Genomic DNA, 24503 nt, shown 5'->3' on the forward strand with positions numbered 1-24503 from the left:
AAGGCAGCTTGTATTACTTTATTTTGTAAATTTACTTACTATAGGTACACTGATAATGGAAACAACCATGGCTGCAACACCGATTTGAGGAGAAAGCTCTTTAGCTGCTGCAAACCCGGAAGTACTGCAAAAGAAAACCATAACTCCGCCCACTACAGCGATCCCGCTCAGCAGGCCTGTCCATGCTCCTGCTCTGGTTATTTTATCCGAATATATCCCCAGAGAAACGGCCCTATAAAAGATCCGGCTACAACTCCCCAGGAAAAGGACATAAGATTGACAATAAAAGATATATTCATTGTGGCAAAGATATATGAGAAACTTATAAATAAAACACATAGTACTCTCATAATAATCATTTGATGCTTATCCTTTATATCTGGCTTAACTTCTCCAATCAGATCTACCGATACGGCAGAGCTGGACGAAAGTACTATAGCCGAAAGAGTGGACATGGAAGCGGATAAAAGCAGTAACATGATAACGCTTAAAACCACGATGGAAAATACATTGGAAGTCAGTGCTTTAATTAACAAGGTAGGCATTACCCCGTCAAAGCCTCCTGATACATCAGGCATTCCATCTTTAGTGGCTGCAAGAAACAGTCGTGAAAGTGAACCTGCAAAATAGGCCCCTGCACCAATAAAGAGCGCAAACAATGTGGAAATCACCGTGGCACTTTTGATGCTGCTCTCATCTTTTATGGCATAATATTTAGTAATCATCTGTGGCAGGCCCCATACTCCAAAACTGGTCAGCATGATATTGGTCATTAAGAAAGCTTTACTGTTTCCTCCTGTCAAATCCACAAGCTGATGATTTATCGCCGATAGTTTTGGTATAATCTGCGTGATGCCACCCACCTCAGGCCTGTTAACAAGAATTATAATCATGGCTGCAAGCCCTGCTATCATAATAATTCCCTGTACAAGATCATTAAGCGCCGTAGCAACATACCCCCTAAAACCAGATAGATTCCTGTGAGCACGGCTACTAAAAGCATGCAGATTGCAGGATCTGCCCCTTGGTAAATAGCACTGAACATGGTGCCAAGTCCTTTATAGACAGATGCTGAATACGGAATCAGAAAAACAAAGATGATAAGAGCAGAAAATACTTTCATCCCCTTTGAATCATATCTGGCAGCAAAAAACTCCGGCATGGTCCTAGCTCCCAGTTTTCTGGTCATATCTCTGGTTCTCTTTGCCATAACTTTCCACGCCAGCCAACATCCCAAAACAGAATTCCCGATGCCTATCCACATACTTCCCAAACCGATATTCCATCCATGCATGCCAGCATATCCAATAAAAATAACAGCAGAAAAGTAAGTGGTCCCATAAGAAAAAGCGGACAGCCAGGGCCCCATACTCCGGCCACCCAGTAAAAACCCTTCCACGCTGCTTGCCTTTTTAGTGCTTATCATGCCTATAGCAAGCATGATGACAACAAACACTATCAGTGAAATCGTCGTAATTAACTGTGTCATATTAAGTTTTCCTCCTAAACTACAATCCTACGTTCCGGTCTTCCGGATTAAAATAAGTTATAACTCCTACTCTGTGCGATCTTTGCACCCTACTTCCCTTATTCGGCTTACCAGTCCTTATCTGCCATAAACCAGGGTTACATACTGTATTATGTCATATTATGATATTTCGACAATTTTTGCAACAGTTTTTGTATTTTATCACAATGATATATATGGTTTTATATTAAGTTTTGATGTTAAATTGTTTATATATATTGCCCTGCTCTTTATTGGACATTATAATAGTAGTAATACCCAGATATTGGGTTGAACACAGCATAAAATATGGGGCATTAATGGAAAGGAAACATTCACCTGAAAGACTTATTAATTACGACATTTTACGCATACTGGCAGCATACTTAATCGTTATGCTGCATCTTTCTGTACAATATATCAATAAAGCTCCTGCCTCTGTAGAAGAATATCTGCTATGGCAGCAGGGGGTGAAGTTTGGTGCCTTATCCAGAGTTGGTGTTCCAATATTCGTCATGCTTAGCGGTGCCTTTTTATTACGGCCAGAGAAGAATATTTCTCTGGAGACTATATTTAAAAAGTATCTGCCAAAACTGATTGCTATTTTTCTATTCTGGTCATTCTTTTATTCTCTGGCAGAGCAGGGTTTTTTTGAACATATAATAAAATATGGTTTCTCTCACAGCTGGAATGCTATAAACTGGACTAAATTCTGGTATTATTTTGCTCAGGGACATTATCATATGTGGTACCTGTATATGCTTGCAGGTCTTTATCTGATAACCCCACTGATAAAGCATATCACAGCACAGGCCTCTAAATCACAGCTGATTTATTTTGTAGTACTTTGCGTTTTAATTACCTCTGTAACAAAATTAAATGAGGATTTGTGGCATATTTCTATCCTTCATATGATTTTAGATAAATTATCGCTGTCCTTTTTCCTAGGATATATAGGATATTTTGTAGCTGGTTATCTTTTAAGCATCTATACTCCCGGCTGGCGTATTTCAGCTTTTTTATTCATACTGGGAGTATTTTCTTTAAGATTTACCTATCAGGAAACCTGGTCACTGAATCCCATGTTTGGGTTTAATGAACCAAACTTAATCTATTTCAGTAACTATTCACCCACAGTATTTTTTATGAGTTTCGCTGTATTTCTGATAGCAGCAAAACTTGGATTTATAAAGTTGTGGAAACCTCTCCGTCCACTGGCGGACCAGCTTCCCAAATACATGCTGGCAGTATATCTGGTTCATCCTTTTATCATTGATCAATGCCGCCGTGCAGCTATCCTGCTGCCTGCAAAATCTGCTTGGTCACTGCCCCAAAACGCCTTTATAATTTTTATCATCAGCCTGATTGTCAGTATAATTTTAATGCAGATTTACTGGCTTGTTATTCGAATTATTCAACTTGTTTTCCGCACTGCGAGGTGCTAATATATCAATAGCTTAACATGTGATTACAACTTTATCGTGTATCAAAAGGGGGGAATTTTTTTATGAGAGTCGTCTATACTAATTTGACGAAGAAAGTATTTGCATTTTTTTTAGCAATAATTCTAGTTGTTCCTTTAATTTCTGTTCCATCTACCGTGTACGGTGCAACCTTTAAGGACATACGGGGGCATTGGGCCGAATCCTATATTAACAAAGCTGTTTCTGCAGGATTTGTAAAGGGTTATCCTGACGGGACATTTAGGCCTGACAGTCCGGTCACCAGGGCAGAATTTACCAGTATGGTGAACAAGGCTCTTGGTAACACGGGTACCACCAGTGTGGGCTTCTCGGACGTACCATATAATGAATGGTTCTACAATGATGTAGCAAAAGGGATTTCAGCTACATTCGTAGGAGGCTATGATGATAACACCTTCCGTCCAAACAATGCGGTAACCAGAGAAGAAGCTGCTGCTATGATTTCCAGATTTGTGCCTACCTATGGTACTACTGGCAGCGTATCTTCCTTTAACGACAGAAATTCCATTTCCAACTGGGCAACGGATGCGGTTGCCAGAATTAACGGAAAAGGTTACATGGGAGCTTATGATGATGGGAAATATCATCCTCAGGATTCCCTGACAAGAGCTATGACCGCAAAGATTCTTTGCAGTATTCTGGACAAAGAAAACATTGTTTCATCAAGTGCCACAATAAAAAGTAAAGGCACCACCTTATCAGGCCGTATATACTCAAATAACGTTACAATGGATTCAGATCTGGGTGACGGAGAAGCTGAGTTAACAAATTGTGTGGTACTTGGAACTTTATATGTTTATGGTGGAGGTCAGAACACAATTACCGTGACCAATTCCAGAGTTGCAAATGCTTATGTAGAAAAAAGTTCTTCTGCTGTGAGACTTCTTGCAAAAGGCCAGACAACTATTAACAAGACCACTGCGGGAAATACGGCAACGCTTGAAACTTCCAGTTTATCCGGAGGATTATATGGTGTTGGATTTAATGAAGTAGATATAAAAGGTTCTGCTAAAACAACTTTACGAGGCAGTTTCAGCAAAGTGAATGTGACAGGTTCTTCTGCGGATGTGGATATCGAATCTGGCTCTATTAATACTTTTAATGTAACCAGTTCCGGCAGAAGCAGTGATATCAATGTAGACAGTAAGTCCAACATTGGTACAGCCAATGTTAATGCCAGTGTTGCCTTCAAAGGATCTGGTAACATTAACACCATGAATGCCAATTCAAGCGGTATTACTTATGAGACCAAGCCAAAATATTTAAAAATGGGTTCAGGTATTTCATCACCAGATTACGATAATTCCAATTCTGATTTAGAAATCACAATAGATCCTAAGAATAAGGCTACAAAAGTTAAGGTAAATACAGAAATCACCCTTACTTTTAAAAATTCTGTCACACAGTACGATGGCTCTACTATCAGAAATTCTGACATTCCTGATATGGTTTCTATTCGAAGAAATTCATCATCAGGAAGTAAGGTGTCCTTCTCTGGCAGTATTAACAGCAGTAAAAAAGTAATTACTCTTACTCCGGATAAAGATTTAGATGATGACACGAAATACTATGTGGTGATTCCAAGTAAAGAATTTTTATACAGTAAAAACAATTACAATGCTTCACAGACTACATATTTTACTACCGGAGATGATTCTGACGATATCGTAAGCTTTAGTCCTAAATCAAAAGCAACAGATGTAAGTTGTTCTGTTGATCCAACTATTACATTTTCTGAAGCGGTTCAGACTTATAGTGGAAGTTCCAGTTCTATCAGTGATTCTTATATAGAACAAAATATTATATTTAAGGAAGACAGTTCTAGCGGCAGAAACGTCTCTTTTAGAGGAAGCATTAATTCTTCCAATAAAAAGATTACCATTGACCCTAAATCTTCACTTAAAGAAGGTCAGAAGTATTATCTGGAAGTTCCATCAAGGAAATTTAAAACTAAATCAGATGGTACCAGCATTGGTTCTTACAGTGTAACCTGGACTACGGCATCCCCTTCAGCTCCTACTGTAAGTTTCAGTCCGGCAAGTGGTGCTTCCAATGTTCCTTTAGATTCAAAGATTACATTGAGCTTTTCTACTAACATATATAATACTTCGGGCTCGAACCTTGATACATATTATGTTTCAAGTAATGTAACTTTAAGAGATAATACCTCTGGTTCAAATATTTCTTTCAGCTCAAGTATAGGAAGTTCCAGCATAGTACTTACTCCTACTTCTGGTTCTCCTTTAACAGCAGGCCATAATTATACTGTTTCTATTGCTTCAAGTAGGTTTAAAAACAGTTCTGGAACGTATATGGGGTCTGCCAGCGCAACTTTTACGGTATTAAGGAATATAGATTTAAGTGCACTGGACACTGCCATAACCAATGCCAAAAATGCCCGAGGGGATATTAAGATAAGTGCCAATGGTTCAGATGTTTTTGAAGGAATTAAATGGGTTACACAAGATCAGTGGAACGCTCTGGATAAAGCTATTACGGATGCCTCAAATGCTCGAAATACCGTTTCAACCACGGCAGATGCCCAAACTGCAGCCAATACTTTAAATACTGCAGTAACCACTTTCAACACAAGCCAAAAAACAGGCACTAAATTCAGGATAAATACCTCTGCTTTAGATTTAGCCATATCAGATGCAGAAGCAGTCACAAGAAGTGTGGCTATCAGCACAGATGGCTATGATGTTTCTCCATCAAAAAAGTGGGTTACCCAAGGTGTTTTAGATGGATTAAATAATGCAATATCAGCTGCAAAAGCTAATAAAGATTCTATCTCTACTTCCAGTGAAGTATCTTCTAGGGCAGATGCACTGAATAAAGCGGTAGAAACTTTTAACGCCGCTAAGCTCCCAGGTTATATGGCTGATAAAAATAATTTAAAGTCAGCAATAGATACTGCTAACAATGCCCTTACAAATATCCGTATGAAAGAATCTGCGTCCGAAGTTCCTGTTGGCTCCAAATGGGTAACCTCTCAGGAGTTTAAAAACTTTACAGATGCAATAAACAGTGCAAACAGCGTTTATCAGGCAAAACAGGCATCCCAAAAGGATGTTGACGATGCAAAATCAAGCCTTGAAGCTGCCACTTCAACATTTAACGGTTTGCTAAAAGACGGTACAATGCCTGTATAAAATAAGCACTTTAGCTTAATTAAGAATTTTAAATCTATATAAAAAGGTTCATGACAGCATGAACCTTTTTATATTTTAGATACTAATTAATTTTTCAATTTCTGCTCTAACCTTTCAGGTCTCCCACTATTCTATCCAGCAGCTGATCGTAGACAGGTTTTGCTTTTAATATATCTGCAGTAAAATAGGCTACCAGGGAAACTAGTGACAACGCCAGTAAATGGGATAAGGTCCCAGTCATCTCACTAATTAATATAATCCCGGTTATGGGTGCACGTACTACAGCAGCAAAATAACCAGCCATTCCAACGATTACAAATTCTCCGATATATATACTGCCAAATCCAAAACAAGTCCCTGAAATTTCTCCAAATATGCTTCCTAAGATAGCTCCAAAGACCAATAGAGGCATAAATATTCCTCCTGGAGCCCCAGAACCAAAACAAAACATAAAGAACAGAAATTTAATTATAAACAAAAGGCACATGCCACTGATAAGAAGCTTTCCCGTGGTCACATCTTCTACCAGATGACCACCAGAGCCCAGTGCAACTGGATATAGAAAGCTTAGCACAAATACCATAATAAAAGGGATACTAGTTTTTAAACGTTTCATGAAAGGCTGTTTATATATATTCTGAAACTTATCCAGACATTTATTAAATATAACTCCGAATATTCCCAACAGAACACCCAAAGCTATAAAAAGCCAATAGTACTTAAGGGGGATTCCCCCTCCAACTTTTAAAGTAAAAATTGGCTTTAATCCAAAGACATAACTGGCTATAAAATCTGCTGTGATGGTGGATGCCATAGCGGTAAGCAGAGTCTTCTCCGAAAAATTTCTGTTCATTTCCTCCAGGCAGAATATAGCCCCGGCAACAGGTGCATTGAAAGCTGCCGTCAGACCTGCACCAGCACCACAGGTCATTAGAAACCCTTCTTCTGATTTGGTTCGTTTTGTTATATGGCAAAAGCCCTTTCCGACCATACTACCAAGGAGTACACTTGGACCCTCTCTGCCTAAACTTAATCCACCTCCTAAAGCTAATACACATCCCGTAAATTTACAAATTATCACTTTCCACCATTTCAATGAAAGCTCTCCTCCCATATCAGCCTTTACCTGAGGTATTCCACTTCCAGAAATCATAGGTTCCAATTTAAGCAGAAAAGAAATTGCAAGTGAAATAAATATTAGAATAAATATCCATACGAACAGAAAAAGAAGATTCTTATGTGCATATCCCATAATTTGTTCATTTATTTCCCATATTTTCTGTACACTCAGGCGGAAGAAAACAATCAGAATCCCTGTTAACGCTCCCACCAACGCGCCCTTTAACATTAAGGTATATTTAAAAGTTTTAAACTGGCCTATTGCCTTAATAGTCTTGTGAACAAAATACATATTACTTCCTCATTCATTCCAAAATTATAGACCTATTTTATATATCCTTCATTCCCTGTGAAGGTATACCAAATAGGCCTAAGTTCATCATATATTAATAAAGAAAACCTTAAAACGGATACCAGAAAACAGCTCCAACTCCCGCCTTTATACCTATACCTGCCAGCAGTGCTGCTACAGATAACACTGCAAAAATAAAATCCATTGTTGAAAGAGGTTTCCTGTGATACCAGGTCCTCTTTTTCCCCTTTCCAAAGCCTCTTAAGTCCATGGCATTGGAAACTGACTCAATCCTGCTGAAAGAAGACATCAACAGAGGAATCATAACATTCCCATAGTTCTTCAGTCTTACAAATGCCCCGGCATCCCCTTTCTTAAAGGCAACGCCTCTTGCTTCCTGAGCAGCTATAATATGGTCTACTTCAGCCTTAACGTCTGGTATATAACGAAGGGCAATACTAACGGCATAAGCCACCTTATAAGAAATACCCAGCCTGTTTATACTTCCCGCGAAACTGCTGGGATGAGTAGTAAAAACAAATAAAATGGTTATAGGTAAAATACATATGTATTTCAGGGTAAGTGTAATGCAGTAAAATATAGTTTCAAAAGTCACTGTATAAACTCCGAACAGAGTAAACAATTCTGTATATGTTCCCGTGAGTTTGGACCCATATGCAGGGGTCACCGCCACAAGAAAGGCAGAATTAAAAATAGTAAATACAATGATAAACACAAAAAAGGGCCAGATTGCCTTGTTTGGAAGTTTTGATACTTTGAGCATAATCAGACCCAGAACCAGTATAGCCGCAAATATACGAATGTCCATAAATGCAAAAACAAAAGCAGTCCAGCCAACCAGCATGAGTAACTTAATACTTCCGTCCATTTGATGAAATACCGAGTCCCTTTCAATATATAAAGAGCCACTCTTAGTCATGCACTTCACCTCCTGTAATCCGATGGGTAAAATACGCTATAAATCCGCTTAAATCTTCAACCTCATAAAGCCTTCCCATACTTTCAATGGACGTATGCTTTAAGCTGGCACGTTCAATCAACTGATTGTCCGATAATATTTTATCCATGGTATCCTGTGCGATTACCGTGCCTTCAGACAATACTACGGCTCTGTCCGCATATTCCAAAGCCAGGTGCATATCATGGGTAATAATGATGACAGCTGTGCCGTTTTCCCTGATTTTAGACAGATAAGTCATAAATTCTTTATAGCTTGTATAATCCTGTCCAGCTGTAGGCTCATCCAGAATAATTACCTTTGGTCCCATAGCAAGGATGGAGGCAATGGTCAGGCGTTTTCTCTGTCCATAGCTGAGAGAAGATGCCGGCCAGTTTCTGAAAGCATATAGCCCACAAATTTTCAGTGCATTCTCCGCTCTCTTCTTCACTTCTTCTTCGCTTACACCAAAATTCCTCGGGCCAAATGCCACCTCATCAAAAATAATATTTTTCGTTATCATATGATTGGGGTTCTGCATGACAAAACCGATAGCTGACGCACGTTTTCCCGCAGACCATTTGTCTATGCATTCTCCCAGGTAATACATGGAGCCTTCCTGATATTTTGCTATACCAGAGATGGTTTTCAGCAAGGTTGATTTGCCTGCCCCATTATTCCCCACAATAGCAAGCATTTCACCTTTTTTCACATCAAAAGTTATATTTTTTATAGTATAAGGGTCATCTTTATAATACTTATAACAGATGCCTTTCAGACTTAATATTTCTTCTTCCGTATTTTGCTTTTTTTTGAAAGCATCTGACATAAACCGATTAACCACCAAATCCTTAAACTTTAATGTGTTACCTAAATCAGATATTTTGTCTTCTGTTTTCAGTTCGGCCCCACAAAGTTTTAACATTTCCACATATAATGGCTGTCTCAGTCCCATCTGGGGCAGTTGTCCACATGCCAGAATTTCATCCGGTGTGCCATCAAATGCAATCCTTCCAGCTTCTATGACTATTACACGGTCAAAATTGTGTTCAAGGACATCTTCGATACGATGCTCGATAACCACAATGGTTTTACCCTGCTTTTCATGGAGCAGATTAATGGTTTCCATGGCCTTTTTTCCACTGGCGGGATCCAGATTTGCCAAAGGCTCATCAAACAACAGAATAGGTGCCTGCATGGCAAGGATTCCTGCTATAGCCACCTTCTGTTTCTGTCCTCCTGAAAGGCTTTGGGGCGTAATACGCTTCTGTTTCAGCATATCCACCTGCTCAAGAGCACGATCCACCAGCTCTCTCATCTGCTCTGTGGGAATACAGTCGTTTTCAAAAGCAAAAGCCACATCTTCTCCTGCAGACAGGCCTACAAACTGGCAGTCCTGATCCTGCAATATGGTGCCTACATGGCTGCCCATTTCAAACAGCGAGCTTTTTGAAGGTACTTCTCCATCCACAAGAATTTCTCCTGTCATGTCGCCCTTGTAATTAAACGGAATAAGCCCATTGATACAATGGGCTATGGTTGATTTACCGCTTCCGCTTTTTCCAGTTATTAATACTTTTTCACCTGGTTGGATTTCAAAGCTTATATCAGTCAGCGTGTTTTCGTTTAAATTATTATATTTAAATGAGAAATTTTTAAAAGAAATAATGCTCATGTTATTATTCTTCTTCCTTTACTAGTCCTTTACTCTTTGATCTGCTTTTAGCAATTAAAGCCACAGCCGGGATACCAATAACAAATATTACTACAAGGTTACAAATATTTGCTAAAGTAATTTGTATAAACAACTTTTCTGCCGGTTCACCATAAAGATAAACATCCCCGAAATATGCCAGAATACTTCCTGCTACCATACCAACTGCAGACCATATGTACATACTAAGCATATTTAATTTGTTGCAGACACCTCCAAGGGGATCAAACTTCTTATCTAGCTGGACAAATCCGCCGAAGAACCCCAGCATAGCTGACATGAATACCCAGCTCCACCATACACTTCCGTAAAAGAAAGCGTCGTGTAAAGCATGTCCTAAAAATCCCACAAGGAATCCTGCCGTTGGTCCGAAAAATGCTCCGAATATAGAGATTACAGCAATAGCTAATCTGAACCCTGTATTTGGTCCTACTGGGATTTCAATAAATGAAAGTGCCGCATAAAGAGCTGCCCCAATACCAATTGCCACTACAGTCTTGGTACTCATTGGCTTTCCAAACTTTTTACCAAAGAAAAAATGATTGTACAAAGTACCACTGCAATTACCACAGCAACCATACCCTGCATAGTCGCCACTGAACTAAAAAATCCTTTAATACCTGCCATATTAATTTCCTCCTCAAATTAAATATTCTGTATAATAATCAGACATTTTATCTGATATTTATCCAATGTTTTCCACTTTATTTATCCAAAACAAGTATACCATTCACAATAGTCAAATTCCAGTAAATTTCTAATATTACCACACTCTTCTTAAGGCTGCTTACTTGATAAACAGTTTAATCAGCTGGATTGTCATAGGAATAGTTACTACTGAAAATATAGTACTCAAAAACAGGATTTCACTGCCAAGCCGTGAGTCCTGCTGTTCCTGTTCTGCCAACATGGGTACTGTTGCGGCTGTAGGGAAACAACTTCCCAATATACACGTAATCTTAATGATGTTGCTTACGGGCAGAAAAATCATAATCCCATAGGTTATTAATGGCAGCCAGATTAACTTCATCAGACAGCATTCAATAATCCTTTTATTTTTTATAATCTCCATAAAATTACTCTTTGCAAGGGAAGTTCCTATGTAAATCATAGCCATGGGAGTAGCCACATTGCCTATATATAAGAGATAATCCTCAAAAGGCACTGGCAGTTTTACACCTGCACTGCATAGTATTAAGCCTGCGATTAAGGCTACAATGTTGGGATTCATAATAAGGTGGGCCCCTGCTTTAAAAATACTGCCAAAGCTGATTTTTTTCTTTTCGTCTTTATTTCTCTTCATCATACTAATCCCCAGAGTGAAAAAATAAAGATTTAAAGCAGAATTATGGGCAAGCATGAACAAAAGACCCATATCTCCGAAAAATAGCAAGGCAATGGGAAACCCCATAAACCCGTCGTTAGGGCTGGCCATAGCAAACTCTGCCACATTGGCATTTTCCCGGGGAAATTTTCTTGCTCTTCCATATAGATAGGCTATACCATACCCTAGGTAAAACAGTATGGTAGATAGGATTAATACGATAATAAAGTTAATAAAAGTGCTGGTTTCCATTTTTAAAGCACTGATTTTTTCTACCAAGAGACACGGATAAGCAAAATAAACGATAAACCGATTAATGGCATGAGTCGTATTACTATCAAAAATTTTCTTCTTAGCCAGTATATATCCGGTTATCATCAAAGCGAACAGTACCAAAAAACGTCCGTACATTCTGCCTGTATTCCCCCCTTCAGGAACCACAATGAAGGGCTGCCACAAAGACAGCCCTCTAAACCATTACTCTTTAAATATATCAGACTTTAGCCAAAATACAAGTTGGTAGTTACATATTCAGGATCGCAAGTGACATCCAGCCCCAAAGAGTTAAGCAATTGCTCATCTTTATCGCTTAATATGGCGGTGCAATGTGCTTTACATCCCTTCAGGAGAAGCAGCTTTCCTGCAGCAATTTCAGCTGGTGGATTTGTTGTAGCCGAAATAGTCAGGGCACTTAATATTTCTTCACAGTTCAGGCTTGATCTGTCCTGATTTAAAATATCTTTCCTGAGATGCTGGATGGCTTCCAGAGCAATATGGGAAATAAGCGGCATATCATCTGCGATACCTGCCAGATATTTAATGGCATTTAACACGGATGCTGCTGCAGCAACCATTCTGCGGGAACTTCTTCCGGTAATAAATTTGCCATCTGGCATTTCTATAGCCATAACAACAACATTTTCATATCGTGGATCGCAGTTTCTCTTATATTCAGCATAATCTCTTGCTGGCTGTACCACAACTCTGTCGGAAGGCTTTAATTCAAGCTCGTCCATTAAAAGCTTACATCTTTCCAGAGCTCCACCATCAATTTTGCCTTTTTTATAATTACATTCTGCTATAAAATATCTTCTGATAATTTCCTGTCTTGCAGCTTCCTTACAGACTTCATCATCAATAATTCCAAAGCCTGCCCGGTTTACACCCATATCAGTAGGTGACTGGTATTCTGATTCTTCTCCGGTTATTTTTTCAATAATCCTCTTCACCACAGGAAAGACTTCCAGGTCTCTGTTATAATTTACTGCTTTTTCCCCATAGGCTTCCAGATGGAAAGAGTCAATCATATTTACATCTTTAAGGTCCGCTGTAGCAGCTTCATATGCTACATTAACTGGGTGCTTTAACGGCAGATTCCAGATTGGGAAAGTTTCGAATTTGGCATATCTTACTTTTGACCCACGTCTGTTATCATGATAAAGCTGGGAAAGACAGGTTGCAAGCTTTCCGCTGCCCCCACCCGGGCCTGTAACTACTACTAGTGGCTTGGTTACTTCTATATACGGATTTGCACCATATCCTTCTTCACTTACAATTACATCCACATCTGTTGGATATCCTTTTGTAAATTTGTGCTTATAAGTTCTAATTCCTCTGCGGTTAAGCTTATTAATAAACATATCTACCGCTGGCTGTTCTTCATATCTGGTTATTACTACGCTGTTAATGGATAAATCATATTTTCTAAATGTATCGATTAAACGAAGTACCTCTAAATCATACGTGATGCCAAAATCCTGTCTTGTCTTATTGGTTGTGATATCGCCCGCATAAATACAGATAATAATTTCTGCGTGGTCCTTCATTTTTTCTAATAATTTTATTTTTGCATTTTCATCAAATCCAGGCAGAACTCTCATGGCATGCTTATCATGAACCAGCTTGCCACCAAATTCAAGATATAATCTTTCACATTTTTCTGCATTAATTCTTTCTAAAATGTGCTGTGATTGTTCCTCAATATACTTTTCTGCACTAAACCCTGTTTTGGTCATGGACCCCACCTCTTTCTTACTTTCTTTTTTAAACAACAGCAAATATTATAACATGGCCTATTATAATTTAAAACTCTAAAATCAAATTAATTTATGTTTTTTATTCAGTAATTCCATACTTGGGGAATATTCTAAAGCTTGTCTGAATACCCTTAATCTGGAGGTGAATTATATTATGTTAAATACAGGAAATGTAACACCAGATTCTTTTATCGGACTAACAGACGAAGAAGCCGCCTTATCAAAGGACAAACATGGAAATAACCAATTAGGACAGCCCAAAAGAAATCAGTTTATAAAACAGTTTATCCAGAATTTTAATGATCCCATTATTAAAATCCTATTAATAGCACTGGCTATAAACATCGTTTTACTTATACACAATTTTGACTGGTATGAATCCGCTGGTATTGCCATTGCCATTTTTCTGGCCACTTTTGTTTCTACTCTGTCTGAATACGGAAGTGAATCTGCTTTTGAGAAGCTTCAGGAAGAAGCAGATCTGTCATTTTGCAGGGTAAAGCGTGCTTCCGGCCTTACAGAACTCCCTGTTAACGATATCGTTGTAGGGGATTATGTTCTGCTTCAGGCTGGGGAAAAAGTTCCAGCTGATGGATTAATGGTTGCAGGTGAGTTATATGTGGACCAGTCTGCTCTTAATGGAGAGTCCAAAGAAGCTTTAAAAATTCCTCAGGGAAATTTCCTGGCTTCCTCAGATAAATCCACTGGAAACTTTATGCATCAAAACAAACTGTTTAGGGGCAGTATTGTCTGCTCCGGAGAAGCAGCCATGCAGGTAACTGAAGTAGGTATTCATACATTTTACGGTCACATTGCCCGTGAAATCCAGGAAGAGACCCGGGACAGCCCCCTAAAACACCGGCTGAAAAGTCTTGCAGAAACCATAAGCACTTTTGGTTATGCTGCCGCTGCTTTTGTGGCTTTAGCAGATTTATTCAATTCTCTGGTGATGGATCAGGGCTATGATATGGCCAAAACTCTGGCCGCCATACAGACCCCATCCATAATAGTAGCAGACCTTTTACACGCTTTAACCCTGGCCATTACCGTAATAGTAGTTGCTGTTCCTGAAGGGCTTCCCATGATGATTACAGTAGTTTTATCTTCTAATATGAAAAAGATGCTAAAAGATCATGTTTTAGTCCGAAAATTAGTGGGCATTGAAACTTCCGGAAGCCTGAATATATTATTTTCAGATAAAACCGGCACTATTACCAAGGGCAGCCTTCAGGTAGTTTCTTTCCTTAGCGGAAACAATACAGAATATAATCATTCACAAATCGTAAATAAAAGAGAGCTTTACAGTCTATTAGAACTTTCTTCTGTTTATAATACCACCGCCTCCCTCTCCTTAAAAGGTGGACACAAAACTGTCATCGGCGGCAACACCACAGAGAGAGCACTGCTTGAATTCAGTATGAATCATTCGGTAATTGAACCAAGAAACATTAAAGTTATTTCTAAGCTGCCTTTTAACAGTACTAATAAATTTTCCTCCGTTACCATAACCAATAAAAATGTCCCTCTGACACTGATTAAAGGTGCTCCTGAAAAAATTCTGCCTAAATGCACCAGGTATTACGATGAACACGGTAACATCCAAAGTCCATTAAATTTAACTGCCATAACAAAGACCCTAAACAGCATGTCTGCTAAAGCAATACGGCTGTTAGCCATTGCCGCAAGTGATTCTCCAGTTAACGCTGCTAATGATTTTACTAACTTATCATTGATAGGCATTATAGGCATAAGAGATGAAATCCGGCCAGAAGCAATCAGCGCTATAAGGCAGGTAACCAAAGCCGGCATACAGGTAGTCATGATTACTGGTGATAATAAAGAGACTGCTACAGCCATAGCAAAGGAAGCTCACTTAATCAAAGAAGGCACCACTTCTGCAGTAATTACCAGTAATGAATTATCCACTTTCAGTGATGAAAAACTTAAACAGTTCTTACCTCATATTCGGGTTATTGCACGAGCACTGCCGTCAGATAAAAGCCGCCTGATTAAAATTTCTCAGGAAATGGGGATGGTAGCAGGTATGACAGGGGATGGAGTAAACGATGCTCCTGCTTTAAAAAAGGCTGATGTGGGGTTCTCCATGGGAAGTGGTACAGAAATAGCAAAAGAGGCCAGCGATATAGTGATTCTGGATGATAATTTTCAGTCTATTGCCAAAGCTATTTTATATGGACGGACTATTTTTAAAAGTATAAGAAAGTTCATCGTTTTTCAGCTTACAGTCAATTTATGTGCAGTCATCGTCTCTATCATAGGTCCTTTCCTGGGGGTGGATACCCCAGTAACAGTTATCCAGATGCTGTGGATCAACATGGTCATGGATACACTGGCAGGTCTGGCCTTCTCCGGGGAAATACCTCTGGAGGAATATATGAAAGAACCGCCGAAGCACAGAGATGAGGTCATTATCAATAAATATATGTGGAACCAGATTCTTTTTACAGGAACATATACGGCGCTTTTATGTCTTCTGTTTTTGAAATTACCTGTATTCCACCGTTTATTCCGAGGCTATGAGGGAATGAATTATTTCATGACTGCCTTCTTCAGCCTGTTTATCTTTGCCAGTATATTTAACAGCTTTAATGCCAGGACCTACCGGCTTAACCTGCTGGCTCACTTAAAAGGGAACAAATCCTTTATAACCATTTTTTCGTTTATTTGTGTGATTCAGATTTTGCTTATCTACTTTGGAGGTTCTGTCTTCCGTACAGCCGGACTGACCTTTTTTGAGTTACAAATGGTAGTATTATTAGCATTTACAGTTGTACCTGTGGATATTATCCGAAAGGTAATTATACGGATGAACGGCAGAAAAGGATACCTTTAAAGGTATCCTTTTCTTTATTACACGATTATTTTTTTAACAGCTCAATGGCCTTTGCCAGTTGCAGGTCATCTCCCTTTTTTGTATTTCCGTATGCCATGCCATATGCTTCAATTTCCAGTTTACCTTTTGTGGAGTTGTCTATAACTGGATAAGCAAACAGCCCTTCATCCTTCTGGAACTTTTCTATAGCTGCAACAGTGTCCCCATCCATAGTTCCTGTAAACTTACCCTTGTAATAACCTAGCAGTGCTAATCTCTGCTGCGCTGCGTAAACTGTCAGACCAGTACTTCCAGTGGTAGGTTTCTCTTTTGCCACCATAGGCGCAAAGGTTAGATACTTGGCCTTGGCCTCTTCACTGCCTGCAACTCCGTTTCTGACAACATAATCTGGTTTTACTCCTACATGGTCTATGGTTTTTTTATCTGGTGTTACAAAGTAGAAAACAGATACCTTTGCTTTATCTCCTGAGGAGAGCGTTATCATCTGCTGTGCCACCCCTTTTCCAAAGGTTGTGGTGCCCACAAGGGTAGCTGCCTTATTGTCCTGTAATGCTCCTGCTAAAAGCTCTGAAGCGCTTGCACTTTCTTCATTCACCAGAAGAACTGTAGGCATTTGTGGTCCTGCGGAACCGGTTGCCTTCTCTGTTTCAATTACATTTCCCTTGTTCATAAAGTGTGCAATATAGCCCTTTGGAATTATTTCATTAGCAATTTCCACAGCGCCATCTATGTATCCACCAGGATTATAACGGACATCAATAATCAATGATTCCGCTCCCTTATTTACAAGAGCAGCTCGGGCCATTTTAAATTCAGTGGCTACATCTGAATCAAACCCGGAGATAAGCATGTACCCAATTTTTCCATCCAGCATTTCATATGAAATACTGGCAGTGGTTATAATTTCTCGTATAATTGATATTTCTTTCTTCTGTCCTGCCCTGTCAATGGTTAATGTAACTTTTGTCCCCACTTCACCCCTCATAAGAGTAGCTAGCTGATCCAGAGTTAATGAGGCTGCATCTTTTCCATCTATTTTAGTAATGATGTCCCCAACTTCTACTCCAGCCTTTATAGCTGGACCTGCAGCATTGACGGCAACCACTTTGTGCTTCCCATCCACATCCTGCATGGTAATTCCTGCTCCTGCATACTCCCCGGATACTGCCTCAACGAACTTCTCGCTTTCATTATCTGTTTTATAAAAAACGCTATATGGATCTCCCAGTGACTCTGTTGCACCTTCCATAGCTGCATCCATCAGTTTATCATAATCAACTTTATCCTTATAATATTTGTTAAGAAATTCCATGTAATCCTGCATTTCTACAAGACGATTTAATAAATACTCCCTAGAATTGGTATCTTCTTTTGTATCTGCAAATGCAGCAGGCAGAAATACTACAAAAGAAAAAGATGTAATAATCAGAGCAATGGCAATAACTAAAGCTATTGCTTTAACAATTCTTTTATCCATATTGTTCCCCTTTAAATTATTTGTATATTAAGTTTGCTCCTGCCTTCTGACAGGCCCTTTAAACTTACGTGGTAATCAATATCAATGGAGCCCTTTCCATCTGGGGTAAGGTTGTTAACCAGATCATTTGTAAGCACTTCCATTTCAATGGCTCCAAAGGGAGTATCGTAAAACCCTTCGTACCTGCGGCCCTTTTGGAATTCAATAACGGTATCCAGCCCCACACTGTCACCAAAACGTTTCATTTTAATGGTATCGCCCATTAATTTCAGGCTGGTCTTACAACCAGGCATTCCTGAAACTTCGCTTTCTTCATAAACCAGATAGGTTGCTTTATCTTTTTCAAAAATTTTGCCCTCCGTAACAAATTCTATCTGATCTTCATTGGCAGAATCTGTCGAAACCTGTCTACCTATTATTTTTAGCATGATATCTTTCATAACCAAAATCCACAATCCTTTCAATCAATTGGGAATATGGAACTCCAGCTTCTTCCCATAGTTTAGAGAACATGCTGAACTTCGTAAATCCCGGTATAGTATTTATCTCATTTATGTATACCTTATTTGTATTTTTATCCAGGAAAAAGTCAACTCTGGAAAATCCCGCACAGTCGATAGCCATATATGCTCTTACTGCAATATCTCTGATCTGTTCCTTTATATCTTCTGGGATATCTGCAGGTACACATATTTTAGACTGGCCCCCGTCAAAATATTTGGCCTTGTAATCATAAAATTCTGCAGAAGGTAATATTTCTCCTACTGTGGCAGCTTTTGGGTTATGGTTCCCAATAACTCCTGTTTCCAGCTCCCTGCAGTTTATACCTTCTTCAATTACAATCCTTCTGTCATATTTTGCGGCTTCTGCCAGGGCCTTATACAAACCCTCCCGGTTTTTTGCTTTTGTAATTCCTACACTGGAGCCCATGTTGGCAGGCTTTACAAACATAGGATAAGGTACTTTCTCTTCAATCTTTACTGCCTCGGCTTCCATTAAATTTTCATCTGCTTTACCCTGAGCATTTGTGAAATCTTCCACATAGGACAGAGCGTGTTTACAGATCGGCAGACCTGCCTTTGAAAAAATGTCTTTTGCGATAGCTTTATCCATAGCTACGGCAGAGGCCAGAACACCACATCCTGCATAGGGGATATCAATCATTTCGAAGAGTCCCTGTATGGTCCCATCCTCTCCATAAGGGCCATGCAGTATGGGCAGTGCAAAATCCACCAGTTCTTTCAGCCTTCCCGGATTAAAATCCTTTGCAGTTCTTTCCCATTGACCATTTTCAATTTCTGAAGTACTTCCCTCAAAATGTTTCCATCTGCCTTCTTTGGTTATGCCAAAGAAGACCGGTTTATACTTTGTTTTGTCAAGGGCGTTTATCACAGAGGCCGCCGACATAAGAGAAACCTCATGCTCACCAGATCTGCCACCAAAAATTACGCCTATTTTAATCATTATTATGCCCCCTAAATTCTTGAAAGTATATCTTCCAAATGCTTCTTATCAAAAAAATATTTTTTTCACAGAATTGGCATACCAGCTCTGCCTGACCGTCCTGTTCTATGATTTCAGTCAGATCTTTTCTGCCAATAGTCATTAACGCCTGCTCCAGACGCTTTTCGTTACAATTACAGTTCCATTTTATCTCTCTGTACTCTAATGGTTCCGGTTTATACTGCTCTGGCATCTCCTTAAAGATATGTTCCATCAGTGCCTCTAACAGGCCTTCTTCTGTTTTCCCTGCTGATTGCAGCATAATTTCTTCTATGAGAGTTGTAAGCGGTTTCATTTTATCAAGCATTGCCTCAAGTGCATCCACTGCTTCATCATCAAATCCAGGCAACATCTGAATAATCATTCCGCCTGCGCACAGCACCGATAAGTCTCTTGCAATTTTTACACCTAAAGCAACAGAAGAGTTCTGCTGTTCTGAAATAAAGAAATAAGCAGTTAAATCGTCGGCAATCTCTCCTGAAACCAGCGCAATACTTCCCATATAGGGTTCTTTTAGCCCTAAGTCTTTAATAACCTTCAGGTCTCCGATTCCAAGGGACCCTCCCACATCCAGTTTACCGCCTTCAGTCAGGGGAAGATCCACATCAGGATTGGCAATATATCCTTTTACATTGCCCTCCGCATCTGCAGTTGCAAGAATCTGTCTGGCAGGGCCATCTCCTGTAAAACTTAGAGTCATTTCATCTTTTTTGCCTTTAAGCATAATGCCCATGAGTCCAGCTCCAGTCAGAACACGACCCAGTCCAGCTGTGGCAAGAGGTGTGGTATTATGAACCTGTCTTGCCTCTTCCACCATATCTGTGGTGATTGTCAGGTAGACTCTATACATTTTACTTTTATCTATTGCAATTAATGCTTTTCCCATTTAGAAAATTTCTCCTTTTTAAATATCGTTTATTTGCGATTAACTATACCTGTCAGTTTTCCAGTAAGTTCTCGGATTACTCTGTCTGCCTCTTCTTCCGTTTCTCCTTTGGCTGATAAATATATCTTAATCTTTGGCTCTGTTCCGGAAGGTCTTACGGTAAAGGAAAGGTCCCCTTCCAGCATCACTTCTATCACATCTGACTGGGGAAGATTTATAGGAGTAACCGTGCCTGATTCTGCCCCATCTTTCTTTACAAAAAGTCTTTCCTGCTTCTGGTAATCGGCTACTTCTACCACTGCTTTTCCTAAAAATTCATCCGGCAGGTTATTTCTGAATTCCAGCATAAGGCGGCTCATTATTTCCATACCTTTTGAACCTTCAAAGGTAAAGTCAATCAGCTGATTTTTAAAATACCCATATTCCTGGTACAATTCCTTTAGTCTGTCTGCCAGAGTCAGACCTTTTTCTTTATAATAAGCAGCCATCTCACAAATAAGCATGGCACCGTTGACTGCATCTTTATCTCTTACATAAGTTCCGGACAGATAACCATAGCTTTCCTCAAAACCAAATAAGTACTCCTCTTCTCTGCACTCATTTTCAAGAAATCCAATCTGCTCTCCAATAAACTTAAATCCTGTCAGCGTAAGAATCAGCTTAATACCATGTTTTGCGGCAATAGCTTCTGCCATTTTTGTAGAAACAATTGTGGTTATCACACATGGATTTTTCTTACGTCCCGTCTCAACTTTTCTTTTAATCAGAAAATCTAAAAGCATTATGCCTACTTCGTTGCCGGACAAAAGTCTGTATGTAGGATTATTACTGTCTCTGTTCTCACATATAGCAATACCCACTCTGTCACAATCTGGATCAGTAGCAAGAAGCAAATCTGGAATATCATAATTTTTTCCTTTTGTTATAGCCCCCTCTGCCAGTTTTTCGCAAACAGACAGACCAAGCTTCAGTGCCTCCCTTTTTTCGGGATTTGGATAGGGACAAGTAGGAAAGTTTCCATCCGGAAGTTCCTGCTCTTTAACAATGGTTACTTTTGAAACGCCTAATCTTCGTAGAATCTCTCTTACGGGTTTGTTTCCAGCGCCATTAAGTGGCGTATAAACAACGGAAAGCCTGTTCAGAGTTTTTTTCTCTTCATCAGAAAATAAAGTACTTTCAGCCTGAACAGCATCCAGGTATGCATGAACGGTTTCCTCACCCAGAATATTTAGTTTTCCATTTCCACCATGGATTCTGATATCTTTAAAGATGTCAAGTTTTTCAATAAATTTAAAGATTTTTTCTGCCGCCGTTAAAGTCACCTGGCATCCAGAATTGTCATAAACCTTGTATCCGTTGTATTTTGCAGGGTTATGACTGGCTGTAATCATAATTCCCATAGCACAGTTAAAATGCCTTACTGCATAAGATAGTGCAGGTGTAGGCATTAATTCCTCATATAAATATACGTCTATATTATTGGCCATCAATACATCTGCCGCTATTTTTGCAAAGATTTCCGAATTAATCCGGCTGTCGTATGCCATAGCTACAGAAGGCTTTGATATAGCTTTCTTTCCTTTAAGCGGGGAGTCTTTTATATATTCTTCTGCATGAATATAATTTGCAATACCCTGAGTAGCTTTTGCTACAGTATAGATATTCATTCGGTTTGTCCCTGCCCCCAAAATTCCTCTCAGACCACCTGTCCCGAATTCTACATCTTTATAAAATCTTTCATATAGTTCTTCTTCTGAGTTTTCCAAGGATGCACAATTTTCCAGCTCCTCTAGTAGTTGCCTATTTATATTTTGTAGTTCAACATTATCATTATTCAAATTAATCTGCTCTGTTAAAACTTTATGCCATATATCATACTTTGTTTCCATACTATAATCTCCTGCGTAAATCCTTTACATCTACACCTTTATAGGTCATTCTACACTATTAACAATATATTTTACCACATAAACATCTTTTTTTCACAAAAAAATCACAATACAGAGTTAATATATCCATATACATTCGATTATTGCTCTTTTGAAGTCAATAAAATAGAAAATATTAGGAGGGGATTTGAGTATGGATAATTTTAATCATTATTATTCAGGGGAGAATAATAACAGTCAGCCCATACAGGATGTAAATTTTGTAATAGTAGACGAAGTATCTTCTTCAAATACTTCAGATGAGAATCAAGGCTCAAAGCATAAGCACAAGCTTAAATTTAAATTTTCCAGAGGCGGCATTGCGCTTCTTATCGTTTTATGTCTTCTGACATCAACTGCCTTCGGATTTGGAGGTGCAATGCTTGCAAACCATGTATTAAATGGCAGCAGCAGCTTTGGTACACGTTCTGAATCTGCGAGCAAATTAAGTATATCCAATACTGGCACAACTTTAGAGAAGGCAACGGATGGAGATTTAACCATAAAAGAAATTGCTGCACTAAATGCTAATTCAGTAGTAGAAATAAAAACGGAAGCCATGGTAACGGATTCCTGGATGCAACAGTACGTTACAGAAGGGGCTGGAAGCGGAGTCGTCATTTCTGCAGATGGCTATATTGTGACCAACAATCACGTCATTGAGAATTCCAACAAAATCACTGTTACTCTGAAAAACAACAAATCTTACGAAGCAAAACTAGTAGGACGGGATGATGAAACAGATATTGCTGTTTTGAAAATTGATGCAACCGGACTAACTCCTGTGGTTTACGGTGACAGCAGCGCCTTAGAAGTAGGTGATCTGTCAGTAGTCATTGGAAATCCACTGGGAAGTTTGGGAGGAACGGTTACTGCAGGTATTGTAAGCGCCCTGGACCGTTCCATTACCATTGACGGCAAGGACATGACACTGCTTCAGACGGATGCCTCTATTAATCCTGGAAATTCCGGGGGAGGCATGTTTAACCAGAACGGAGAGCTGGTAGGAATCATTGTTGCCAAATCATCCGGTTCAGACGTAGAAGGTTTGGGGTTTGCTATTCCTGTAAATAAAGTCAAGAAAATAGCAAAAGAACTGGCTGATTACGGATATGTCCGTGGAAGAATTGATACCGGTCTGACTTTTGTGGATCTGACTTCCATGAGAAACGCAGTATTCTATGGAGTTACAAGTCTTGGCATTTATGTAAAGAGTGTTGACAGTGATCTTGCTAAAGCAGCAGGTTTCCAGAGTGGTGATATGATTTACTATGTAGGGGATAAAAAAATCAGCTCTGCAGCTGACTTGACAAGTGCCTTTGATAAATATAAAGTTGGGGATAAGGTAAAGATTACTGTTGTCAGAAACAACGACAACGAAATGAAAAAACTGACATTAACTCTAGGTGAAAAAACCAGTAGTTAATAATAAAAAGCTTCAACAAATAAAAAGCAGGACTGCTAAGCCAGCAGCCCTGTTTTTTATTCATCTTTCAACAATTCTAAAGTTTTCCATTTAAGTTTAATAGCGGCCTGAGTGGAAACCGCTCCTTTATTAGCAGCCCGCAGTTTCAGCAGATCCTCTGTCATGCCAATGGCTGCATAAGTGGTCGTATCAAAGGCCTTCATCTGATTGGGATTATCTGATCCGTCAATCAGACATAATGGTGGAAATAATACACACCACCAGTTATTGCCTTCTCCCGATCCGATAGTAATATTCAGGGCTTCATAATTACCTGCTGGGAAAGTCATGTCTCCATAAGTCTTTTCAGGAATCCATCTTACCCCTAATTCAGCTTTCACTTTATAATTATAACCGTTTTCCTTTATAATTTTTTCTGCTATTTCTTCAATCTGTCCCAGATGAGATAATAAATATTCCTTTGATTCAGCTGCGTCTAAAGAAACCTGCGCTGTGCTCCTGCTGTCCACCATTGCCATGGTTTCATCTGCTGGCTCACTGTCTTGGCTGCCATTTGCATCCTTATTATTTTGTGGCGTGTTCTCTACAGAATCGTATTTTTCCATGGTTTCTCTGATTAAGTTTTTATTTACTGCCTCCAGAACTCCGTCACGAACCTTTAATTTAAGCTGTTGATCATCTTCTGAGTTGCTGTTTGCCACTACGTGAAAACGAATAATTCCTGAATGATCATTTTCTTTTTTTGAGTTCTGCGTATACCACCCTGTATATAAAATCATGCATATTAAAATAAATAACATGGCCTGCATCTGCCGTTTATCAAATTTCATAAAAAACCTCCCG

Annotated in this window: 18 protein-coding genes and 1 pseudogene; 4 read left to right on the top strand and 15 right to left on the bottom strand. The window is 39.2% G+C overall.

All coding sequences use genetic code 11. The annotated features are described in order from the left end of the window. Nucleotides 1–18 precede the first annotated feature (18 nt). Both Ami3637_RS17855 and Ami3637_RS19080 read right to left on the bottom strand, forming a co-directional pair. Nucleotides 19–153 carry a hypothetical protein gene (locus Ami3637_RS17855; protein WP_279286693.1) on the bottom strand — a complete coding sequence of 45 codons (135 nt, stop codon included), beginning with the start codon at nt 151–153 and terminating at the stop codon, nt 19–21. Between the two features lie 44 nt (nt 154–197). Beyond that, nucleotides 198–1489, bottom strand: a pseudogene (locus Ami3637_RS19080) (sodium:solute symporter family transporter). A gap of 338 nt (nt 1490–1827) precedes the next feature. Between Ami3637_RS19080 and Ami3637_RS06530 the strand changes: the two are divergent. After that, the gene (locus Ami3637_RS06530) at nt 1828–2952 is read left to right on the top strand and encodes an acyltransferase (protein ID WP_162361868.1); all 1125 of its coding nucleotides are present in this window, start codon (nt 1828–1830) and stop codon (nt 2950–2952) included. A gap of 83 nt (nt 2953–3035) precedes the next feature. After that, the gene (locus Ami3637_RS06535) at nt 3036–6143 is read left to right on the top strand and encodes an S-layer homology domain-containing protein (RefSeq protein ID WP_162361869.1); all 3108 of its coding nucleotides are present in this window, start codon (nt 3036–3038) and stop codon (nt 6141–6143) included. 106 nt (nt 6144–6249) lie between these two features. Here the strand turns inward: Ami3637_RS06535 and Ami3637_RS06540 are convergent, their stop codons facing one another. From Ami3637_RS06540 to Ami3637_RS06565, 7 genes are all read right to left on the bottom strand, one after another. Continuing rightward, nucleotides 6250–7554, bottom strand: a complete 1305-nt coding sequence (locus Ami3637_RS06540; RefSeq protein WP_162361870.1) for a ClC family H(+)/Cl(-) exchange transporter — start codon at nt 7552–7554, stop codon at nt 6250–6252. A gap of 109 nt (nt 7555–7663) precedes the next feature. Beyond that, nucleotides 7664–8494 carry an energy-coupling factor transporter transmembrane component T family protein gene (locus Ami3637_RS06545; protein WP_162361871.1) on the bottom strand — a complete coding sequence of 277 codons (831 nt, stop codon included), beginning with the start codon at nt 8492–8494 and terminating at the stop codon, nt 7664–7666. After that, complete coding sequence (locus tag Ami3637_RS06550; RefSeq protein WP_243158121.1) at nt 8487–10187, bottom strand: ABC transporter ATP-binding protein; 1701 nt, start codon at nt 10185–10187, stop codon at nt 8487–8489. The genes Ami3637_RS06545 and Ami3637_RS06550 overlap by 8 nt, the downstream gene beginning before the upstream one ends. A 4-nt stretch (nt 10188–10191) precedes the next feature. Continuing rightward, entirely contained in the window at nt 10192–10734 is a 543-nt protein-coding gene (locus Ami3637_RS06555; RefSeq protein ID WP_162361872.1) for an ECF-type riboflavin transporter substrate-binding protein, read from the bottom strand. Then, the gene (locus Ami3637_RS17860) at nt 10731–10853 is read right to left on the bottom strand and encodes a hypothetical protein (protein WP_279286694.1); all 123 of its coding nucleotides are present in this window, start codon (nt 10851–10853) and stop codon (nt 10731–10733) included. Before Ami3637_RS17860 ends, Ami3637_RS06555 begins: the two co-directional genes overlap by 4 nt. Nucleotides 10854–11013: 160 nt before the next feature. Continuing rightward, on the bottom strand, nt 11014–11961 hold the full coding sequence (locus tag Ami3637_RS06560; RefSeq protein WP_162361873.1) for an AEC family transporter: 948 nt from the start codon (nt 11959–11961) through the stop codon (nt 11014–11016). Between the two features lie 89 nt (nt 11962–12050). Next, on the bottom strand, nt 12051–13565 hold the full coding sequence (locus Ami3637_RS06565; RefSeq protein ID WP_162361874.1) for a DUF1846 domain-containing protein: 1515 nt from the start codon (nt 13563–13565) through the stop codon (nt 12051–12053). 175 nt (nt 13566–13740) lie between these two features. Between Ami3637_RS06565 and Ami3637_RS06570 the strand changes: the two genes are divergently transcribed. Then, nucleotides 13741–16440 (top strand): calcium-translocating P-type ATPase, PMCA-type, encoded by a 2700-nt coding sequence (locus Ami3637_RS06570; RefSeq protein WP_162361875.1) that lies wholly within the window; start codon nt 13741–13743, stop codon nt 16438–16440. A gap of 25 nt (nt 16441–16465) precedes the next feature. Here the strand turns inward: Ami3637_RS06570 and Ami3637_RS06575 are convergent, their stop codons facing one another. From Ami3637_RS06575 to Ami3637_RS06595, 5 genes are read right to left on the bottom strand one after another with little or no spacing between them, the layout of a single operon-like run. After that, nucleotides 16466–17917, bottom strand: coding sequence for a S41 family peptidase (locus Ami3637_RS06575; protein ID WP_162361876.1), 1452 nt, complete (start codon nt 17915–17917; stop codon nt 16466–16468). Between the two features lie 11 nt (nt 17918–17928). Further along, nucleotides 17929–18357, bottom strand: coding sequence for a DUF1934 domain-containing protein (locus Ami3637_RS06580; RefSeq protein ID WP_162361877.1), 429 nt, complete (start codon nt 18355–18357; stop codon nt 17929–17931). Beyond that, a complete protein-coding gene (locus tag Ami3637_RS06585) occupies nt 18326–19381 on the bottom strand; it encodes a D-alanine--D-alanine ligase family protein (protein ID WP_330586865.1) in 1056 nt (351 codons plus the stop codon). The genes Ami3637_RS06580 and Ami3637_RS06585 overlap by 32 nt, the downstream gene beginning before the upstream one ends. Next, the gene (gene hslO / locus Ami3637_RS06590; RefSeq protein ID WP_162361878.1) at nt 19374–20306 is read right to left on the bottom strand and encodes an Hsp33 family molecular chaperone HslO; all 933 of its coding nucleotides are present in this window, start codon (nt 20304–20306) and stop codon (nt 19374–19376) included. Before hslO ends, Ami3637_RS06585 begins: the two co-directional genes overlap by 8 nt. 29 nt (nt 20307–20335) lie before the next feature. Further along, on the bottom strand, nt 20336–22195 hold the full coding sequence (locus tag Ami3637_RS06595) for a phospho-sugar mutase (protein WP_162361879.1): 1860 nt from the start codon (nt 22193–22195) through the stop codon (nt 20336–20338). Nucleotides 22196–22388: 193 nt separating this feature from the next. On the opposite strand from Ami3637_RS06595, the gene Ami3637_RS06600 reads away from it, so the two are divergent. Continuing rightward, a complete protein-coding gene (locus Ami3637_RS06600) occupies nt 22389–23660 on the top strand; it encodes a S1C family serine protease (protein ID WP_162361880.1) in 1272 nt (423 codons plus the stop codon). Between the two features lie 56 nt (nt 23661–23716). Here the strand turns inward: Ami3637_RS06600 and Ami3637_RS06605 are convergent, their stop codons facing one another. Then, nucleotides 23717–24490, bottom strand: coding sequence for a stage II sporulation protein R (locus Ami3637_RS06605; protein WP_162361881.1), 774 nt, complete (start codon nt 24488–24490; stop codon nt 23717–23719). Nucleotides 24491–24503: the final 13 nt, after the last annotated feature.

The organism is Aminipila terrae, from assembly GCF_010120715.1.
Classification (GTDB): Bacteria; Bacillota; Clostridia; order Peptostreptococcales; family Anaerovoracaceae; genus Aminipila; species Aminipila terrae.

What these genes read in the sequence shown, in the direction of transcription:
- Ami3637_RS06600 (WP_162361880.1), top strand. Translation starts at nt 22,389, where the DNA reads ATGGATAATTTTAATCATTATTATTCAGGGGAGAATAATAACAGTCAG.
- Ami3637_RS06575 (WP_162361876.1), bottom strand. Translation starts at nt 17,917, where the DNA reads ATGGATAAAAGAATTGTTAAAGCAATAGCTTTAGTTATTGCCATTGCT.
- Ami3637_RS06585 (WP_330586865.1), bottom strand. Translation starts at nt 19,381, where the DNA reads ATGATTAAAATAGGCGTAATTTTTGGTGGCAGATCTGGTGAGCATGAG.
- Ami3637_RS06550 (WP_243158121.1), bottom strand. Translation starts at nt 10,187, where the DNA reads ATGAGCATTATTTCTTTTAAAAATTTCTCATTTAAATATAATAATTTA.
- Ami3637_RS06530 (WP_162361868.1), top strand. Translation starts at nt 1,828, where the DNA reads ATGGAAAGGAAACATTCACCTGAAAGACTTATTAATTACGACATTTTA.
- Ami3637_RS17860 (WP_279286694.1), bottom strand. Translation starts at nt 10,853, where the DNA reads ATGGCAGGTATTAAAGGATTTTTTAGTTCAGTGGCGACTATGCAGGGT.
- Ami3637_RS06580 (WP_162361877.1), bottom strand. Translation starts at nt 18,357, where the DNA reads ATGAAAGATATCATGCTAAAAATAATAGGTAGACAGGTTTCGACAGAT.
- Ami3637_RS06560 (WP_162361873.1), bottom strand. Translation starts at nt 11,961, where the DNA reads ATGTACGGACGTTTTTTGGTACTGTTCGCTTTGATGATAACCGGATAT.
- hslO (WP_162361878.1), bottom strand. Translation starts at nt 20,306, where the DNA reads ATGGGAAAAGCATTAATTGCAATAGATAAAAGTAAAATGTATAGAGTC.
- Ami3637_RS06605 (WP_162361881.1), bottom strand. Translation starts at nt 24,490, where the DNA reads ATGAAATTTGATAAACGGCAGATGCAGGCCATGTTATTTATTTTAATA.
- Ami3637_RS06565 (WP_162361874.1), bottom strand. Translation starts at nt 13,565, where the DNA reads ATGACCAAAACAGGGTTTAGTGCAGAAAAGTATATTGAGGAACAATCA.
- Ami3637_RS06540 (WP_162361870.1), bottom strand. Translation starts at nt 7,554, where the DNA reads ATGTATTTTGTTCACAAGACTATTAAGGCAATAGGCCAGTTTAAAACT.
- Ami3637_RS06595 (WP_162361879.1), bottom strand. Translation starts at nt 22,195, where the DNA reads ATGGAAACAAAGTATGATATATGGCATAAAGTTTTAACAGAGCAGATT.
- Ami3637_RS06545 (WP_162361871.1), bottom strand. Translation starts at nt 8,494, where the DNA reads ATGACTAAGAGTGGCTCTTTATATATTGAAAGGGACTCGGTATTTCAT.
- Ami3637_RS06570 (WP_162361875.1), top strand. Translation starts at nt 13,741, where the DNA reads ATGTTAAATACAGGAAATGTAACACCAGATTCTTTTATCGGACTAACA.
- Ami3637_RS06555 (WP_162361872.1), bottom strand. Translation starts at nt 10,734, where the DNA reads ATGAGTACCAAGACTGTAGTGGCAATTGGTATTGGGGCAGCTCTTTAT.